The sequence below is a fragment of the Tersicoccus mangrovi genome, assembly GCF_036881825.1.
Lineage (GTDB): Bacteria > Actinomycetota > Actinomycetes > Actinomycetales > Micrococcaceae > Tersicoccus > Tersicoccus mangrovi.
In genome coordinates, this window is the sequence record NZ_JBAJMW010000001.1 from 71,350 (window position 1) to 90,427 (window position 19,078).

Genomic DNA, 19,078 nt, shown 5'->3' on the forward strand with positions numbered 1-19,078 from the left:
CCGCTCGTCGGGGGTGACGACGCCCGGCTCCGCGAGGGTCTGTGCCTCGCGGGCGGTGCGTTCGTCCTCGTCGGCCTCGCGCTCACTGCGGGAGACCGAGGACAGTGACCGGTCCTCGTCGATGGCGTCCTTCTGCACCTCCTCGACGGCGGTCCGGGTGCCGGTCGCGTACTGGCTGACGGAGCCGGTCGAGGACTGTCCGCTCAGCATCATCGCCGCGCTCAGGCGCTTGATCGACCGGAGCGAGAACTTCTTCTGCCGCGGGTCGAACGCGTCGCGCAGACCGTCGCCGATGAAGTTGATGCAGAGGCAGATCACGACGATGAACAGGCCGGGCCACCAGAACAGCCACGGCCGCGTGCTGAACGCCGCCTGGTTCTGGCTGATCAGCGAACCCAGCGAGATGTCTGGTGCGCGGACACCCAGGCCGAGGTAGCTCAGCGCCGTCTCGGTCAGGATGGCGGCGCTCATCAGCAGCGTCAGGTTGACGGTGATGACGCCGACCGTGTTCGGCAGGATGTGCTTGAAGATGATCCGTGCGTTCGACGCGCCCGCGATGCGCGCCGCGTCGACGAACTCCCGCTCGCGCAGGGACAGGAACTCGGCGCGGACCAGACGGCCCAGCAGCATCCAGGTGACCAGGCCCAGGAAGACGCCGAGGACGAGGACGCCGTTCTGGCCGCCGGCCCGGCCGACGATCGCCGCGGCGATCAGGGTCGGGATGACGATGAAGACGTCGGTCAGGCGCATCAGGATCGCCTCGGTCCAGCCCCGGAAGAACCCGGCGAGCGAGCCGACGATGATGCCGATGACACCGGCGAGGATGCCGATGGTGACCATGATGAACAGCGAGATCTGGGTGCCGCGCATCGTCATGGCGAACAGGTCACGGCCGACGCGGTCCTGACCGAACGGGTGGTCGCCGAAGTCGAACGGCAGCTTCCATGTCGGGGATCCGCTGTTCACCAGGTCGGGTGTGTCGGAGTAGCTGTAGTGCCACCACCCGGGGATCGGCCCGATGCCCTGCGACGTGATCGCCAGCAGCAGGATGATCAGGAAGACGACGATCGAGGCGACCGCCGCCGTGTGGCCGAGGAACTTCTTGAAGACGATGCGGCCCTGGCTCAGGCCGCGGGTCGCCTCCTCGGCGGGTGCCGGCTTCGCGGTGCTCTCCGGAGGAGTCTGCGTCTCGGTGCGGCTCATGAGGACTTCCTTGCGTTCGTGGCCTGCGTCGTGCTCGGAGCCCACGGTCGGTGGGCGGTGCGGATCACGTCAGCCTCACTCGGGGATCGAGCAGCGAGTAGGCGATGTCGGCCAGGAGGTTGAACAACACGGTGGTGATGCCGACGACGAGGAACACCGCCATCACCGGGTTGGGATCGCTGTGCGCGATGCCGTCGATGAACAGCGTGCCCATGCCCTTGAACGAGAACACGTTCTCGGTGATGACGGCGCCGCCGATCAGGCCGCCGAGGTCCGCAGCGACCACGGTCGCCAGCGGGATGAGGGCGTTGCGGAACGCGTGGCGCACGACGACGGTGCGCTCGTTGACGCCCTTCGCCCGCGCGGTGCGGACGTAGTCCTGGTTCATCACCTCGAGCATCGACGCCCGCGAGAAACGCGTGTAGGACGCGAGCGAGATGAGGATCAGGGCGATGGTCGGCAGCAGCAGGTGCGTGTACTTGTCGATGCCGGTGAACCAGAAGTCGCCGTTGAGGTTCGGCGTCTCCGAGCCGATCGTGGAGATCGGCCGCTCGTGCACGAGCGGAGAGTGGTAGTACGCGGGCCAGGACTGCATGAATCGGTCCAGCAGGATCAGGCCGGAGGTGACGAAGGCCGTCAGGACGGCCGCACGCATGTTCTGCGCCCGGTCGTAGCCGCCCGAGAACCACCCCGCGAGCAGGCCCACGACGATCGCCGCGACACCGAGCATGAGGACGGTCGGCAGGTTGCCGTTGGCGTTGAGGATCGGCTGGACGACGAAATAGGAGATGACGCCGACGGCCGCGGTCACGAGCGAGGCGATGAGGGCCCGCCGGTTCCGCAGTCCCGCGGTCAGTGCGGTGAAGCCGACGGCGAGGCCGAAGGCGCACAGCGTGATCATCACGGGGCCGATGCCGGGGGCCGCGAACCAGTCGGTGGCCACCAGGACGGCGAGGATCGCGATGGTCACGGCGGCCGCCATGACGAACGTGATCAGTCGCCGCTTCCAGGTGCCCGGGATGATCAGCACCCAGAGCAACCCCATCAGGACGCCCAGCACGATCATCGTCGCGATCGAGAGGGTCGGTTTCGCCAGGAAGTTGTTGAACCCGATGGCGCCGAACTCCTTGAGCAGGACGGCGACCCAGAACACCGGGAGGGAGAAGAAGAGGAAGGCGACGAAGGTGACGGCGTAGTCCAGGCCGCTGTACTGCCGCAGCGCGGTGACGATGCCGACGGTGACGCCGATGACGATCGCCAGGACGAAGGCGATGGTCACGAACTGGATGGTGTTGCCGGCGGCGACACCGAGCAGGCCGGTGACGTCCTGGCCCTTGACGTTGTTGCCGAGGTCGCAGGCGGTGGGGACGACGCACTTGACGGCGCCGCCGAGCCACAGGAAGTACCGCAGAACGGGCGGCACGTCGAGCTGCAGCTGCTGTCGGATGGCAGTCATCTGCGCATCCTTGGTGGGGCTGTTGCTGGCGCGGATCTCGGCGAGGGGGTCCCCGCCGAAGTAGGCCATCAACAGATAGACGAGGAACGAAGCGCCGAGCAGGATGAGCACGGCGGCGAGCAGGCGCCGGAGGATGTAGGCAAACATGGGGACCTTTTGGGTCGGACCGGTGGGGGCACCGGCGGCGTGTGACGGGGGTGGCCGGGCGTCGGAGCGCCGCGGCCGGGTGGGGGAACGCGGGGAGGCACCAGGACCGTTGCTGGCCCTGGTGCCTCCTGCGATCAGCCCCTCGACGGGACGATGACCGTCACCCGGGAGTACCGGGTCAGGACTTGACGGCCCAGTCCCAGACGTCCCACCAGACGCCGTACTGGTTCGGCTGGTAGTTCACGCCGCCGGTCACCCGGCTGCTGAACGCCTCGACGCCGACGCTCTGGAAGAGCGGCACGCCGTACTTGCTGTCCCAGATGAGCTTGTCGATCTGCTGCTGCAGCTCGTCCTGCTTCGCCTTGTCGGTGGAGGTGATCAGCTCGGACATCAGCTTGTCGGCGTCCTTGTTGCTGAACTTGGTGAAGTTCGAGCCCTGGCCGGACCCGAAGATCTGCGGGACGCCGGAGACGCCCACACCCGGGTTGGTCCACCCGAAGATCGACACGTCGTAGCTGCCGTCGCCCAGCTTGCCGGACCACTCGTTGGCAGCCGCGCCGTTGTTGACCACCTTGAAGCCGGCCTCGGAGGCGGACTTGGCGATCAGCGTGTAGGCGTCGACACGGTTCGGGTTGTCCTTGTTGTACATGATCCGCACGGTCGGGGTTCGGCCGGCCAGCAGCTTCTTCGCACCGGCGATGTCGACGTTGTCGTACGCCGACGAGCCGTTGTCCTGCGCCGACTTCGCGTAACCGGACTGGGCCGGGACGAAGATCTGCGAGTCGAGCACCTTGGCGTCGGGCTTCTGCTTGGTGATGATCGCGTCGAGGATCGCCTTGCGCGGGACCGTCTTCATGAACGCATCACGCAGCGTCGGGTCCTTGAAGGTGCCGTACTGGTTGATGTCGACGTGGTCGTACGCCAGCTGGTCGCCCTTCTGCACCTGAGCGTCCGGAATGGACTGCAGCGCATCGAGGGTGTCCGCCGAGGACTGCGGGGCCGCGATGTCGACCTCGCCGTTCTTCAGCGCCTGGATCTGCGCCTGGGTGTCACCGATGGTCCGCATCACGATGGTGTCGACCTTGGGCTCGGTGCCCCACTTGTAGTCCGGGTTCTTCTTCAGCGTCACCGACTCGTTGTTGGTGATCGCACTGACGATGAACGGACCGTTCGAGAGGTACAGCGACGGGTCGGACGGCAGCGTCGTCGTGTCGAAGCCCTTGTTGTAGAAGTCCGCGGCCTTCTTCAGCGTCGCGTTCGGGGAGGCCGGCTTGTCGACGTTGCCCTTGGGCAGCGGCTTCATCAGGTCGGACAGCGCCTTTGCGTCCGTCAGACCGGCCTTCTTGGCGACGACGTGCGCGGGAACCTCGGGAGCGTTGAACGCGATCTCCCAGTCGGCGTAGGGCACGGTGTACTTGAGGGTGAAGGACTTCCGGTCCTCGCTCACCTCGGGGAACGTCGTCTTGTTCAGGCCCGAGGTGGTACCCGCGTAGCTGAAGTACTGGGTGCCCTTGGTGACCTTGCCGCTGTCGTCGGTGGTCGCGTCGTCGTAGTAGCCGGAGTAGACGGCCCAGGCGAGCACGTAGTCATCGGCGGTGACCGGGGTCCCGTCGGACCACTTCACGCCGTCGTTGATCGTGTACTTGATCGTCAGCGGGTTGTCCGAGACCTTCTCGTACTTGCCGAACTTCTCGTTCTTGACGACCTTGAGGTCCTTGTCGATGTAGTTGAAGCCGGAGTGCGTCGCCAGCCAGATCTTGCCGTTGACGTCCGAGTTGCCGTTCGCGGTCGACTGGTTGAACGAGCTGAAACCGTTCACTTCGGCGACGGTGATCTGCCCTCCGCCGGAGCTACTGGCGCCTGACGTGGCGTTGTTGCTGCCGCCGCCGGTGTTGCCACCGCAGGCGCTGAGTGCGAGCGCTGCGATGGCAGCCGCCCCCACGATTTTGGAAATACGCGTAACACGCATTCCGCCTCCTCATGGAATTTTCTGAGTGACCCGCAACACACTGCCCCGGGCTGCGGACACACTACCGTACCGAACGGTAAGTGGCGTGTCTCACATGTGGGTCCAGACTAGTGGGCGTTTGTTTCGACAATGCTTCCGGCGTCGAATCGAGAGTGCGTCGTTACGAAGTTGTGACCTGGGACAGCGGTGTCCCCACAGGACGCCGCCGCAGGTCACGCCGTGTTCGGCGGGCCGGGACGGCCGTCTTCCGCCGTTCGGCGCGCCGCTCCCCGGCCCGGGATCAGGCCGCCGGCCGGACTGTCGGAGGTCGGGTCTACGCTGGCGACCATGAGCGAACAGACGAACCAGCCGGACCAGAATCTGCCCGCCGCGGGACGACCCGAGGGCGAGGCGAGCGGCGATCAGGGCGGCACCGATCCCGCGCAGGCGCAGTACCCCGAGCAGAACCAGGACACCGGGACCGGCGGCGACCGCCCGACCCTGGGGGCGAGCACGCCCCAGGCGAACACCACCGAGAAGGACCCGGAGCAGTGGGTCACCGGCGACGAGCCGATGACCGGCGCGCAGCGCAGCTACCTCGACACCCTGGCGCGCGAGGCGGGCGAGGAGCTGCCGGCCGATCTGACGAAGGCGCAGGCCTCCGAGCACATCGACCGCCTGCAGAGCAAGACGGGCCGGGGAGACTCGAGCAACTGACGGCACCCGGTCCGCTCTGACCTCCGGCCCTGCTCACGCGGGCGTCCGCGCGGCGACGTCGGCGTGAGACGGGCGCGTCTCGCCCGGATTCCCGGGCGAGCCACCGTGAGCGGTCGGATCCTCAGCGGACGATCGTGCGGTGCCCGGCGTCGAGCCGTCGCGTCCAGCCACGCCCGTCGAGGTGCTCGAGCAGGGGAATGACGACGCGCCGCGTCGTGCCCAGGGCCTGACGGGCGTCGCTCGTCGTGAACGGCTGGGCCAGGCCGGCCAGCGTGCGCATGGCCAGCGCCGGCGCGCTCGGCAGCAGCACGATGCCGTCGCGCAGCCGGATGATCCGTCCTGCCCGCTCGGCGGCGGCGAGATCGCGTCCGGTCAGGCCGAGGGCGGTGAGGTCGTGGGCCTCCGGGGCGAGGAACGGGCCGGCGCCCAGCCGCTGCTCGAGGCGCGCGACGGCGGACTCGGCAGCCCCGAGGTCGTTCTGGCTGCCCGGCACCCGGATCCGGCCGGCCTCCTGCTCGAGCCCGGCGGCCGCGACCACGGGATCCAGCGGCACGCCCGTGGGCAGCGCGAGCAGGTCCCGCGCCGCGCCGTTCGTGAGTCCACCGGCCAGCGGGTCCGCCTCGTGCTGGGCCGTCACCGCGGCCCGCAGGCGCTGCTGCCAGCCGGTGAGCACCGGGGCGTGCACCCACCACTCCCCCAGAGCCGTCACGCCCGCGGGCGGCTCCTGGTCCGTGGAGGCGATCAGGCCGAGGCGGTGCAGGCGTGCGGCGGGGATCGCCCCACGGGCCGCCACCTCGCCGAGCGGGTCGCCGCCCGGCGTCATCGTGGCCAGGCGGGCGGCCCAGCGGGCGCTGTCGCCGCGGCGGCGGAAGGCGGGCGGGTCCGCGTCGAGCACCAGCACGCCGCCGAGCAGCCGATGGGCGCCGGGGTCGCGCAGGACGATCCGGTCGCCGGGGACCAGCGGGATGGGCCGGGCGAGCGCGAGCCAGGCGTGGTCGTCGCCGAAGGATCGCAGCCGGGCCGGCACCGCGGCGGTGCCGACGTGCACGACCACCTGATCCGGCGACTCGCTCAACGGCACGCCGTCGGCCCGTCGCACGCCCACGGTGTCGGTCACGGGCCACGCGCCCGGCGTCACGAGGGCGTCCCCGCGCCCGACGTCGGCGGGGGTGACGCCACGCAGGTTGAGGGCGACGCGGCTGACCGGACCGGCCGCGGTGCGCGGTTCGTCACGGCTCTGCAGGCCGCGGACCTGGACGCCGACCGCGCCGTCGGCCCCGAGCAGATCGAGCCGGTCCCCCACCGCCAGCGTCCCGGACGGGAGCGTGCCGGTGACGACCGTGCCCGCTCCCGTGATGGAGAAGGCCCGGTCCACCCACAGCCGTACCCGGCCCGTCGTCGTTGGCTCGGGCGCGGAGGCCAGCACGTCGTCCAGCGCGGCGCGCAGGTCGTCCAGGCCGGTGCCGTCCACGGCGCTGACGACGACGGCCGGCGCGTCCCGCAGCCCGGTGCCGGCGAGCTCGGCCCGTGCCGCGCGCAGGGTCTCGGGCACGCGGTCGGGCGCCCGGTCGGCCCGCGTGAGTACGAGGACCCCGCGATCGATGCCGAGGGCTGCGACCGCGTCCCGGTGGTCGCTCGACTGCGCCTGCCAGCCCTCGTCGGCCGCGACCACGAACATCACGACGGGGGCGGGGCCGATGCCGGCGAGCATGTTGCCGAGGAACCGCTCGTGGCCGGGCACGTCGACGAAGGCGATCTCCCGGCCCGACGGCAGGACCGTCCAGGCGAAGCCGAGGTCGATGGTCAGGCCGCGCCGGCGCTCCTCCTCCCACCGATCCGGTTCCATCCCGGTCAGCGCACGGACGAGGGTGCTCTTGCCGTGGTCGACGTGGCCCGCGGTCGCGATCACCGCGGTCGTCGGGCGAGCGCCCGCGACCGGGTCGCCGGAGGAGCCGGTGTCGCCGGAGGATCCGGTCATGCCGACGGGGACGACGGGGTGGAGGTCGCCGAAGAAGCGTCGGGCAGCGTGGCGAGGGCCGCCTGTACCGCGGCGAGCAGTCGGCCGTCGTCGGCCTCGGGAATGCACCGCAGATCCAGGAGGCAGGCGCCGTCGTGCACGCGGGGCAGGACGGCGGGGCGGCCGGTGCGCAGGGGCAGCGCGACCGCCTCGTCCAGGCGTACCGCCCAGCTGGGCAGGGGCACGCCCGGGGCACCTCCGCCGCCCACTCGGCCGTCGTGCTGGACGACGGGAGCGCCCAGGGCCCCGGCGAGCCGCTCGGCCCGCTCGCGCAGCCGGGCCGGATCGGCATGCCGGTAGCGGGTGACGGGGGCCTCGCCGGCGGTGACGGTGGCCTCGAGCGCGGCGAGGGTGAGCTTGTCGGCGCGGACGGCCCGGGCCAGCGGGTGCCGGGACAGCCGGGTGACGAGATCCGCCCGGCCGAGCAACAGCCCGGCCTGGGGGCCGCCGAGCAGCTTGTCGCCGCTGGCCGTCACGAGATCGGCGCTGGCCGCCAGCGTGGTCGCGGCGTCCGGCTCGTCGGGCAGGGCCGGGTCCGGGGCCAGCAGGCCGCTGCCGATGTCGGCGACCAGCGGGACGCCGCGCTCGGCGGCGAGCGCGGCCAGGTCCGCGAGCGGAGCCCCCGCGGTGAAGCCCTCGACCCGGAAATTGCTGGGGTGCACCTTGAGGATGCAGCCGGTGTCCGGGCCGATCGCGTCCGCGTAGTCGTGCAGGTGGGTGCGGTTGGTCGTGCCGACCTCGCGCAGCCGGGCGCCGGTGGAGGCGATCAGGTCCGGCAGTCGGAAGCCGGCGCCGATCTCGACGAGTTCTCCGCGGCTGATGACCACCTCGCGCCCGGCGGCGAGCGCGGTGGTCGCCAGGACGAGGGCGGCGGCGCCGTTGTTGACGGCGAGGGCGTCCTCGGCGGCCGGGCAGGCGGCCAGCAGGGCCGCCCGGAGGCCCGCTCCGCGGCGGGAGCGGACGCCGGTGGCCAGGTCGAGTTCGACGTCGACGTACCCGGATGCGGCCAGCACAGCGTCGACGGCGGCCGGCCCGAGTGGGGCACGGCCGAGGTTGGTGTGCACGACGACGCCGGTGGCGTTGAGCACCGGCTGCAGCCGGGTCGCGGCGCGGGCCTGGACCGCCGTCGTGACCGCGTCCTCGACCTCACCGGGCGGGAGCTCGCCACGCCGGGCCCGGTCCTGCACGTCGCGCACGAGGGCGAGCAGGACGGTCTCGCTCAGCCGCGGTCGCGCGGCCGCGACGGCGGGCAGAGCCAGCAGGCGGTCGGTGCGCGGGATCAGGCGGCGAGGATCGACCTGCTGCACCGTTGCTCCTCCCCGCGGAGCGCGCGCCGTCGGCGTGCGCGGCGCGCTGTCGTGGTTGGCGGAGGCGGACGGGAATCGAACCCGCCAGACCGAGCTGCTCGGTCTCACCGGTTTTGAAGACCGGGGGGCCCACCAGGACCCGGACGCCTCCGGGATCCAGCCTAGTCAATCCGGGACTACGCTCGGGACATGACCCCCTCACCCGCCTCCTCCCCCGTCCGGGACCAGCCGACGGTCCGCCTGACCGGCTACGCCCATGGCGGCGGCTGTGCGTGCAAGATCCCGCCGGGCGAGCTCGAGGAGGCGGTCGCCGGGTTGACCGGCCAGAAGTGCGAGAACGTGCTCGTGGGCCTCGACGACGGCGACGACGCGGCCGCGGTGCTGGTGCGCGAGGGCCTGGCCGTCCTGTCGACGGCCGACTTCTTCACGCCCGTCGTCGACGACGCGTACGACTGGGGCCGGATCGCGGCGGCGAACGCCCTCTCCGACGTCTACGCGATGGGCGGGCGGCCCGTCGTGGCGATCAACCTCGTCGGCTGGCCGCGGGACGTGCTCCCCCTGTCGCTGATGACCGAGGTGCTTGAGGGTGGCCTGGCCGTCGCGGCCGAGGCGGGGTGTCCCGTGATCGGCGGCCACTCGATCGACGACCCCGAGCCGAAGTACGGCATGGCGGTGACCGGCGTCGCGGACCCGGACCGCCTGCTGCGCAACGACGCCGCGGAGGCGGGGCTGCCGCTGACGCTGACCAAGCCGATCGGCGTCGGGCTGCTGAACAACCGGCACAAGCGCACCGGGGAGGTGTTCGCCGCGGCGGTCGAGACGATGACGGCGCTGAACCGCGACGCGTCCGAGGCGGCCCTGGCGGCCGGTGTGCGTGCGGCGACCGACGTCACCGGCTTCGGCCTGCTCGGCCACCTGCACAAGATGATGCGGGCGTCCGGGGTCGGCGCGGTCATCGACACCGCGGCCGTTCCGGTGGTCGAGGGCGCGCGGGATGCGCTGCGGGACGGGTTCGTCTCCGGCGGCACCCAGCGCAACCTCGACTGGGTGCGCCCCCACCTGCGGACCGGCGCCGGGGTGAGCGAGGACGACCTGCTGCTGCTGGCCGATGCCCAGACCTCGGGCGGCCTCCTCGTCGTCGGCGAACTGCCGGGTCACCCCGTCATCGGGCACACCGTCCCCGGCGCGGGCATCGAGCTCCGGTAGCGTCTGCCGGCCCGCGGCGCCGGTGCGAGGAGCCGCCGCACCCCAGCCCGAACAACCGGCACCGAACCTGGGCCAGAGTGCGACAGCCCGGTCACACAGCGCCGCGAACGGGCTCCGCAGCAGGCACCACGACGCCGCCAGCAACCGCCGCACCCCAGCCCGAACAACCGGCACCGAACCTGGGCCAGAGTGCGACAGCCCGGTCACACAGCGCCGCGAACGGGCTCCGCAGCAGGCACCACGACGCCGCCAGCAACCGCCGCACCCCAGCCCGAACAACCGGCACCGAACCTGGGCCAGAGTGCGACAGCCCGGTCACACAGCGCCGCGAACGGGCTCCGCAGCAGGCACCACGACGCCGCCAGCAACCGCCGCACCCCAGCCCGAACAACCGGCACCGAACCTGGGCCAGAGTGCGACAGCCCGGTCACACAGCGCCGCGAACGGGCTGCGCTGCAGGCACCACACCGCCACCAGGAACCACCGCACTCCAGCCCGAACAACCGGCACCGAACCTGGGCCAGAGTGCTCCAGCCCGGTCACGCGGCGCCGCAACCGGGCTCCGCTGCGGCCGCGGCGTCGAGGAGCCGCGTCAGCCGACGGTCGTGATGGCGTCGTGCGTGATGCCGGCCGCGCGCCGTGCCTCGAGCCGGCGCTTCTGCGGCTCGATCGTGTAACGCGGATCTTTCGCGGAGGCGATGCCGGCGTGGAGCGTCGCGAAGCGGGTCAGGGCGGAGGCGGTCAGCAGGGCCGTACCGGACAGGACAGCGGCGATGCGGCTGCGCCCGGCGAGCAGGGTGCCGGCCGCGCCGGCGATGACGAGCCGCTCACTCCACTCGAGCATGGTGCCGGGTGCGCCCTGCCGCAGCGGTTCGGCCGCGACCGGGTCCATCCGCGCCTTCATGGTCCGCACCGCGGTGATGTCCCCCGCGACGCCGAGCAGCGCGAAGATCCGGGCGGGACCCGCCTCGGCGACCGGGGTGGTGATCATCGCCAGGCCGCCCGAGGCGAGGGCCGCCGAGCTGACGAAGACGAAGGGCAGCTCGTGGCGGGCGTCGTTCCAGGTGGGGGTCGCGGTGTCGGCCAGCAGGACGGCGGTGTAGGCCGCGAGCGGGCCACCGAACACGGCGGCCTCGACACCGGCCGGGGCCTCGACGGCGCGCAGGACGCGACGCAGCGGACCCAACGGGAGCCGGTTGCCGGTCAGCCGGTCCACCTCGGAGGCAGCGGCGACACCGATGCCCGCGCCGAACGCGCTGAGGATCCAGGAACCGACGCTCATCGGCGAGGTCACCTTGAAGGTGCGCAGCATGTTGAGGAACCGCTCGGGCCGGCCGAGGTCACGCACCAGGGCGACACCGCCGACGACGACGGCGCCGAGCGCGCCGAGCCGGGCGTTGCGGCGCAGGGCCTCCCGCCCGGTCAGCTGGCCGCCGAGGGCGAGCAGACCGGAACCGCCCGCGACCCCGCCGAGGAACAGGTAGGCGGCGACGTCGTCACCCCACGGTGCCGGCTTGACGACCGGGCGGCCGTAGTACGACGTGAACTCGGCGTCGGGCACCATCGACATCTCGCGGTTGCCCTCGGACCCGCCCCGCCGACCGGCGCGGTCATACGACTGCCGGTCCGCCGGACGGTCACCGCCGCGCCGGGCGCGACGACCGCGGGACGGCTCGGGCGGGCGGTAGCTGTCGTAGACGGACGTGGTCATCGGCGGCCTCCCAGGAACGCCACGGCGGTCGCGGCGAGCATGCCGACCACGGCCACCCCGGCACGCTTGTACATCTGCGGCAGGTCCGCGGTGGGCACCCGCGGGTCCGGCGGCAGGCCGTAGACCTCGGGCTCGTCGAGCAGGAGGAAGACGGAGCCGGTACCGCCGACGCCGTCGAGCTCGTTCGCTCCGTAGAGCCGCGCCTCGGTGCGCCCCTCGGCGTGCAGCTGGGCCACCCGGTCGCGGGCGGTGGCGACCATGTCGTCGTGGTCGCCGTACTTGATGGACGTGGTCGGGCACGCCTGGGCGCACGCCGGGGTCTGGTCGTCGACCATGCGGTCGTAGCACAGGGTGCACTTCTGGGCGACGCCGCCCTTGGGCTTCTCGCCCGGCGTCGCGACGCGGGTCGACGCCTTCTTCCCGACCCGCTTCTTCAGCTCCTCCGGCGGGCCGCTGCGGTCCCCGGCGACCAGGACGGTACCGTCCTCGCGCCGTTCGATGACGCCGAACGGGCAGCCGGCCACGCACGTGCCGCACCCGTTGCAGACGTCGTCCTGGACGACGACGCTGCCGTACTCGGTGCGGAAGAGCGCACCCGTGGGGCACACGTCCAGGCACCCGGCGTGCGTGCAGTGCTTGCACACGTCCGAGGACATGAGCCAGCGGAACTGCTCCGTGTTCGGAGGTGCGGTCTCACTCGTCGTCGCCATGGACGGCGTCGACGGCGGCGGCCCGACCCGCGGCATGCCCAGCGAGACGAGGGCGCGCCCGGACTCGCGGGCCTTCTCGATCTGCTCGGTGCCCTGCTCGACGAACGCGACGTGGCGCCACGTGCTCGCGCCGAGGCCACCGGTGTTGTCGTACGAGTGGCCGGAGAGCTCCAGCTGCCCGTCCTGCGGGTTGTGGTTCCACTCCTTGCACGCGACCTCGCAGGCCTTGCAGCCGATGCAGATCGAGGTGTCGGTGAAGAACCCCCGGCGGTCGTGCACGTGCTCCCAGTGCGCGTCGACGGCGGGATTCGCCGGTCCGGCCAGCTGGCCCATCAGTCCTCCTTCGCCGCGGCGACGTTCGGTTTCTCTTCGCCGGAACCGTCCGGGCCGGGCACCCGGTGCGGACGCGTGATCCGCTCGTTGCCGGTCTCGGTCGACACCCCGGCGCGGGCACGGTACTCGTCGATCAGTTCGAGCAGCGCCGGTCCGCGCGGTCGCCGCCCGGGCCGGATGTCGCAGGTCGAGACCTTCGAGTCCTGGATCTGCGTGTTCGCGTCCAGGGTGATGCCCAGCAGGTCGTTCGCACCGTCACCGACCACGACTGCTCCCGTGCCGCCCGTGCCCCAGTGGTAGGGCAGGCCGATCTGGTGGACCGTGTGGTCCTGGATCTGCAGGGGCTTCATCCGGTCGGTCACCAGCACGCGTGCCTCGATCGCGGCGCGCGGGGAGACGAGAGTCGCCCATCCACCGTTCTCGAGGCCGCGCTCGGCGGCCAGCTCGGGCGAGACCTCGCAGAACATCTCCGGCTGCAGTTCCGACAGGTACGGCAGCCAGCGGCTCATGCCGCCGGCCGTGTGGTGCTCGGTCAGCCGGTACGTGGTGAAGACGTACGGGTACACCTCGGCGCCCGCGTCCGTTCCGCTCGGCGCGCTCAGATTGTCCTCGCGCGGGAACAGCACCCGCGACGGGTCGCGCTGCTGCGGGTAGAGCGCGTTGACGACCGGCGATTCCTGCGGCTCGTAGTGCGTCGGCAGCGGCCCGTCGAGCATGCCCTTGGGCGCGAACAGCCAGCCCTTGCCGTCGGCCTGCATGATGAACGGGTCGTCTCCCGAGAGCGCCTCGGGGCCGCCGACCTCAGGGTCGGGGCGGCTGCTGGGCGCGAGGTTCGGCGGGAAGTCCGGGACGTCGTCGCCGGTCCACTTCCCCTGCTCCTCGTCCCACCAGACATACCGCTTGCGCTCGCTCCACGGCTTGCCGTCCGGATCCGCGGACGCCCGGTTGTACAGGACGCGGCGGTTCGCCGGCCACGCCCAGCCCCAGTCGAGGGCCGCGGGGCCCTGCTCGCGGCCGGGCTTGCGGCTGGCGGCGTGGTTGACGCCGTCCGCGTACACGCCGGTGTAGATCCAGCAGCCTCCGGCGGTCGACCCGTCGGCCTTCATCTCCGTGTAGGCGGACAGCGGCTTGCCGGCGTCGGGTCCCGTGAGGTGGCGGCCGTTGATCTCGGCCAGCACCGACTCGGGATCGGTCTCCCCGTGCTCGTCCTTCGGGTAGTCCCACGTCAGGTCCAGCAGCGGACGATCCCGCTCGTCGGTCGACCCGGCGAGGCGCTCCCGCAGCCGCACCCCGAGCTCGTGGAAGAACTCGAGCTCGCTCTGGCAGTCCCCCGGCGGGGCGACGGCCTGGTGGCGCCACTGCAGCAGGCGCTGTGTCTGGGTGAACGAGCCGGCCTTCTCGACGTGGCTCGCGGCGGGCAGGAAGAACACCTCGGTCTCGATGTCCTCGGTACGCAGCTCGCCCGTGGCGATCTCCGGGCCGTCCTTCCACCAGGTGGCCGACTCGATGAGGCTCAGGTCGCGCACGACGAGCCACTTCAGGTGGGACATCGCCATCCGCTGCATGCGCCCGTTGGAGGAGCCCACCGCCGGGTTCTGGCCGAGGATGAAGTACCCGTCCACCTTGTCGTCGAGCATGGCTGTGAGCGTCTGGTACGTACCGTGCGCCCCGGTCAGCCGCGGCAGGTAGTCGAAGGCCCAGTTGTTCTCCTCCGTCGCCGCGTCGCCCCACCACGCCTTGAGCAGGCTGATGGTGTACGCGTCCGCGTTGCCCCAGAAGCCCTTCTGCTTCTTGGTGTGGATGGCGGAGAGGTAGTCGTCGAAGGTGTCGTGCGTGCCGGCGCTCGGCATCGGCAGGTAGCCGGGCAGCAGGTTGAACAGCGTCGGGATGTCCGTGGACCCCTGGATGCTGGCGTGACCGCGCAGCGCCATGATGCCGCCGCCGGGACGCCCGATGTTGCCCAGGAGCAGCTGCAGGATCGCCGCGGTGCGGATGTACTGCGCGCCCGTGCCGTGCTGGGTCCAGCCGACGGCGTACGCGAAGCACGTGGTCCGGTCGCGGTTCGAGTTCTCCGTGATCGCCTTCGCCAGGTACGCGAAGTCCTCCGGGGCGATGCCGCACAACTGCTGCACCATCTCGGGGGTGTACCGGGCGTAGTGCCGCTTGAGGATCTGGAAGACGGTGAACGGATTCTCCAGGGTGTCGTCCCGCTGGGCGTCGGTGGCGTCCAGCGGCGGACCGCCGCTGCCGTGCTCGTCACCGGCCGCGCGGGCGGACGCCTTGGAGCCGTGCGTGTCGCCTGCCGCGGACCCGTCACCGTCGCTGGAGTCGCCGTCGGCGTACGCCCAGGTCGTCGTGTCGTAGTGACCGGTCTCCGGGTCGATGCCGGAGAACAGGCCACCGAGGTCCTCGGCGTCGCGGTAGTCGCTGTTCACGATCGTCGCGGCGTTCGTGTAGGCGAGCACGTACTCCTTGAACCACAGGTCGTTGGAGAGCACGTGGTTGATCAGCGCGCCGAGCAGCACGATGTCCGAGCCGGCACGGATCGGCACGTGCTTGTCAGCGACCGCCGACGTGCGCGTGAAGCGCGGGTCGACGTGGATCACCTTCGCGCCGCGCGCCTTCGCCTCGGCGACCCACTGGAATCCCACGGGATGGCACTCGGCCATGTTGGATCCCTGGATCACGATGCAGTCGGCGTTGGCCATGTCCTGCAGACTCTGCGTGGCACCGCCACGTCCGAACGAGGTTCCCAGACTGGGAACCGTGGAGGAGTGTCAAATACGCGCCTGGTTCTCGACCTGGATGGCTCCGGCCGCAGTGAAGAGCTTCTTGATCAGATAGTTCTCTTCGTTGTCCAGCGTCGCTCCTCCGAGGGAGGCGATGCCCATGGTGCGGCGGACCTTCCGGCCCTGGTCGTCGGTGTCCTCCCAGCCCTTGCGGCGGGCTTCGAGGAACCGGTCGGTGATCATGTCGACGGCGGTGGCCAGGTCCAGGTTCTGCCACTCGGTGGCCCGGGGAGCCCGGTAGAGAACCGTCGTCTGCCGGCCGATGGAGTTGACGAGCTGCTCGCTGGCCGAGCCCTTGGGGCAGAGCCGGCCGCGCGAGATCGGCGAATCCGGGTCACCCTCGATCTGGACGACCTTCTCGTCCTTGACGAAGACCCGCTGGCCGCAGCCGACCGCGCAGTACGGGCAGACGCTCTGCACCACCCGATCGGCCGTCGTCGTGCGGGGCTTGAGAGTCTCCGTGCGCGGGGAGGTCACGGCCGGCCCACGGCCGAACCAGTCGCCGGAGGCCAGCTGTCGGGCCGCCGGCCACCCCAGGAACTTGCGCGTCGCCATGCTGCGAGGCTAGCCCATGTCAGTCCGCGATAGCGAGTCGATCGTCAGCAGCCTTGTGACCGTGTCGGCGCAGCGTCTCGGCGCCCCCGTCGGACGGCCGTCGACGGCCCCGCACCCCTTCCGGCGCCGGGCCGCCTCCCGTGCCCGCCCGCTAGGGTGACGGCATGCCCGAGGGTGATTCCGTCTACCGCCTCGCGGCGCGATTGCGCGCCGGCCTCGACGGCGCCCGGCTCGCCGGTGGAGAGCTGCGCGGCGGGCGCGCGGCAGGCACCCGCCTCGCCGGCGTCACCGTGCTCGGCCACGACACCCACGGCAAGCACCTGCTCACCCGGTTCGACTCCGGGGACACCCTCCATACCCACCTGCGGATGACCGGGTCCTGGACCGTCACCGGCCCCGGCAAGCGGCTGCCGCGGCGGATGGACCCGGACGTGCGCGTGCGGATGCAGACCGCGTCCGGGGCGACGGCGTGGGGCGTCGGCATCCCCGTCGTCGAGCTGGTGCCCACCCGCGAGGAGCACCGTGTGGTCGGCCATCTGGGGCCCGATCCGCTGCGCGCCGACTGGGACCCGGCCGAGGCGCAGCGGCGCCTGGGCGCGGACCCGGCCCGGCCCGTGGTCGCGGCCCTGCTGGACCAGCGCCTCGTCGCCGGTCTCGGCAATCTCTGGGCCAACGAGCTGTGCTTCCTGCGCGGCCTGTTCCCGTGGCGCCCCGTCGGCGACATCGACGTCGCCGCCCTGATCGCGACGGCGGCCACCACCCTGCACTCCTCGGCGACCGTGCCCGGACTGTTCCAGACCACCACCGGCGTCACCCGCCGCGGCGAGCGGCACTGGGTGGCCGGCCGCGCCCACCGGCCCTGCCTGCGCTGCGGCACGCTCGTCCGGGTGCGCGCCGAGGTGGCCGGGGACCCGGAGCAACGGCGCACCTGGTGGTGCCCGCGCTGCCAGCCGGAGCCCTGATCCCTGAGCCCTGCCCCTCGATCACGACGAGGGCCCCACCCGGAACGGTGCGGGCCCTCGAGGTGGAACGGGCTCAGGCGCGGCTCACGGCCCGCCCGAGGATCGGCGCGAAGAACGCCCCCAGCTCCTCCGTCGCCGTCAGTGGCAGCACCGCGGCCACGTACTGGTCGGGACGGACGACCACGACGACGCCGCCGCGATCCAGGCCGCGTTCCTCCCAGATGTCCGCCTTCGGGCTGACGCCGAAGACCTTCGACAGGTCGGTCAGGGCGAACGGGCCGACGTGCGGGCGGAAGGCGGCGGGGACGGCGTTGATGTCGATCGCCGAGTGCGGCTGCTGGTAGATCACCTTGACGTCGAACCACGCGTCGAGGTCGGCGCCCTCCGGGGTGGCCGCGAGGGGCGACTCCGAGGCGGTGACGAGCCATTGGGACAGGTCCGCCACGGGCCCGTCCGCGCCGGCGGGAGCCTCGTCGGCGAACACATAGATCCGCCAGCGCCCGTCGGCACGGGCGAGGTGGCCCAGCTGCACCGGGTTCGTGTCGCACACGCGCACGGCGGCGGCCGACTTGAAGCGCTTGCCCACGGGGAAACCCGCGGCCCGCTCCTGGTGGGCGGCCTCGCCCGTGATGAGCGAGGGCGTGTACTCGGTCATGAACCCGGCGGGGAACTCGGCGGTGCGGACGTAGAAGTCCTCGAGCTCGTCCGGGTCGGCGAAGTCCTCGGGCTTCTTCGCCATCAGCGTCGACCATTCCTTGTCGAAGTCGATGAGGTTCCTGGCCACGACCTGCCGCTCGGCGGAGTAGGTGGACAGCAGGCTCTCGGGGCTGCGGCCCTCGAGCACGTGGCCGAGCTTCCAGGCGATGTTGAAGCCGTCCTGCATCGAGACGTTCATGCCCTGGCCGGCCTTGGCACTGTGGGTGTGGCAGGCGTCGCCGGTGATGAAGACGCGCGGGGTGCGCGTGCCCACCGACTCGGGCAGCAGGTCGTCGAAGCGGTCCGTGAGCCGGTGGCCCACCTCGTAGACGCTGTGCCAGGCCACGTCGCGGACCTCGACGGTGTACGGGTGCATGATCTCGTTGGCCCGGCGGATGATCTCCTCGATCGGCGTCTTCCGCACGGCGCCCGCGTTGTCGACGGGCACCTCGCCGAGGTCGACGTACATGCGGAACAGGAAGCCGCCCTCGCGCGGGATGAGCAGGATGGAGCCGCCGGTGTGCGACTGGATGGCGCACTTGGTGCGGATGTCGGGGAAGTCGGTCTCGGCGAGCACGTCCATGACGCCCCACGCGTGGTTGGCGGCGTCCCCGGCCAGGGTGCAGCCGATCGACTCGCGGACTTTGCTGCGCGCGCCGTCGCACCCGATGACGTACTTGGCGCGGACGGTGCGCTCCTGGCCCTCGCGGGCGCCGACCCCGGCGAGCGTGACGGTCACCGGCCGCTCGCCCTCGTCGGCGACGGTGAGGCCGCGGAAGTCCCAGCCGTAGTCCGGGGTCAGCCGGGTCGGGGCGTTGGCCGCCACCTCGGCGAAGTAGTCCAGCACACGGGCCTGGTTGACGATCAGGTGGGGGAACTCGCTGATGCCGAACTCGTCGTCGACCGCGCGGCCGCCCCGCACGATGCGCGTCGGGTCGTCGGTGCCGGGCCGCCAGAAGTTCATCTCGGTGATCCAGTACGCCTCGGCGATGATCCGCTCGGCGAAGCCGAACGCCTGGAACGTCTCGACGCTGCGGGCCTGGATGCCGTCGGCCTGACCGATGGCCAGCCGGCCCTCGCGGCGCTCGACCATCCGGGTGGTGATGCCGGGGAACTGCGCGAGCTGCGCGGCGGCGAGCATGCCGGCGGGCCCGGAGCCGACGATGAGGACGTCGACCTCGTCGGGCAGCTCCTCCGGCCGGTCGACGCCGACACCGGCGGCGGGCTGGATCCTCGGGTCACCCGAAACATAACCGTGGTGGTGGAACTGCACGAGTTGACCTCACATCGTCGTGATCCTGCGCGACGGTATCCGCTCGAG

11 protein-coding genes, 1 tRNA gene and 1 pseudogene are annotated in these 19,078 nt (G+C 71.6%); 3 read left to right on the plus strand and 10 right to left on the minus strand.

Translation table 11 applies throughout. The annotated features are described in order from the left end of the window. Positions 1-216: 216 nt before the first annotated feature. The 3 genes and pseudogenes from V6N00_RS00365 to V6N00_RS00375 all read right to left on the minus strand — a co-directional run. Positions 217-1,203: pseudogene (locus tag V6N00_RS00365) on the minus strand (ABC transporter permease); the annotation flags it as partial. 64 nt (positions 1,204-1,267) lie between these two features. Beyond that, positions 1,268-2,806, minus strand: coding sequence for an ABC transporter permease (locus tag V6N00_RS00370; protein ID WP_334230113.1), 1,539 nt, complete (start codon positions 2,804-2,806; stop codon positions 1,268-1,270). A 178-nt stretch (positions 2,807-2,984) separates the two neighbouring features. Next, entirely contained in the window at positions 2,985-4,748 is a 1,764-nt protein-coding gene (locus tag V6N00_RS00375; protein WP_334230114.1) for an ABC transporter family substrate-binding protein, read from the minus strand. 507 nt (positions 4,749-5,255) lie between these two features. Between V6N00_RS00375 and V6N00_RS00380 the strand changes: the two genes are divergently transcribed. Further along, complete coding sequence (locus V6N00_RS00380) at positions 5,256-5,471, plus strand: DUF3072 domain-containing protein (protein WP_334230714.1); 216 nt, start codon at positions 5,256-5,258, stop codon at positions 5,469-5,471. A gap of 121 nt (positions 5,472-5,592) precedes the next feature. On the opposite strand, the gene selB is transcribed toward V6N00_RS00380, so the two are convergent. From selB to V6N00_RS00395, 3 genes are all read right to left on the minus strand, one after another. Beyond that, positions 5,593-7,449 (minus strand): selenocysteine-specific translation elongation factor, encoded by a 1,857-nt coding sequence (selB, locus tag V6N00_RS00385; RefSeq protein ID WP_334230115.1) that lies wholly within the window; start codon positions 7,447-7,449, stop codon positions 5,593-5,595. After that, complete coding sequence (gene selA / locus V6N00_RS00390) at positions 7,446-8,795, minus strand: L-seryl-tRNA(Sec) selenium transferase (protein WP_334230116.1); 1,350 nt, start codon at positions 8,793-8,795, stop codon at positions 7,446-7,448. Before selA ends, selB begins: the two co-directional genes overlap by 4 nt. 56 nt (positions 8,796-8,851) lie before the next feature. Then, positions 8,852-8,946 (minus strand) — tRNA-Sec (locus V6N00_RS00395). A gap of 38 nt (positions 8,947-8,984) precedes the next feature. On the opposite strand from V6N00_RS00395, the gene selD reads away from it, so the two are divergent. After that, positions 8,985-10,001, plus strand: a complete 1,017-nt coding sequence (gene selD, locus V6N00_RS00400; RefSeq protein WP_334230117.1) for a selenide, water dikinase SelD — start codon at positions 8,985-8,987, stop codon at positions 9,999-10,001. 592 nt (positions 10,002-10,593) lie between these two features. On the opposite strand, the gene nrfD is transcribed toward selD, so the two are convergent. From nrfD to fdh, 3 genes are read right to left on the minus strand one after another with little or no spacing between them, the layout of a single operon-like run. Continuing rightward, the gene (gene nrfD / locus V6N00_RS00405) at positions 10,594-11,712 is read right to left on the minus strand and encodes an NrfD/PsrC family molybdoenzyme membrane anchor subunit (protein WP_334230118.1); all 1,119 of its coding nucleotides are present in this window, start codon (positions 11,710-11,712) and stop codon (positions 10,594-10,596) included. Beyond that, a complete protein-coding gene (locus V6N00_RS00410) occupies positions 11,709-12,755 on the minus strand; it encodes a 4Fe-4S dicluster domain-containing protein (RefSeq protein WP_334230119.1) in 1,047 nt (348 codons plus the stop codon). The genes nrfD and V6N00_RS00410 overlap by 4 nt, the downstream gene beginning before the upstream one ends. After that, on the minus strand, positions 12,755-16,099 hold the full coding sequence (fdh, locus tag V6N00_RS00415) for a formate dehydrogenase (RefSeq protein WP_334230120.1): 3,345 nt from the start codon (positions 16,097-16,099) through the stop codon (positions 12,755-12,757). Before fdh ends, V6N00_RS00410 begins: the two co-directional genes overlap by 1 nt. A 164-nt stretch (positions 16,100-16,263) precedes the next feature. Between fdh and V6N00_RS00420 the strand changes: the two genes are divergently transcribed. Further along, the gene (locus V6N00_RS00420; RefSeq protein ID WP_334230121.1) at positions 16,264-17,061 is read left to right on the plus strand and encodes a DNA-formamidopyrimidine glycosylase family protein; all 798 of its coding nucleotides are present in this window, start codon (positions 16,264-16,266) and stop codon (positions 17,059-17,061) included. Between the two features lie 73 nt (positions 17,062-17,134). Here V6N00_RS00420 and V6N00_RS00425 read toward each other — a convergent pair whose 3' ends face one another. Continuing rightward, positions 17,135-19,030: an FAD-binding monooxygenase gene (locus tag V6N00_RS00425; protein WP_334230122.1), complete on the minus strand. Its 1,896-nt coding sequence runs from the start codon at positions 19,028-19,030 to the stop codon at positions 17,135-17,137. Between the last annotated feature and the right edge of the window lie 48 nt (positions 19,031-19,078).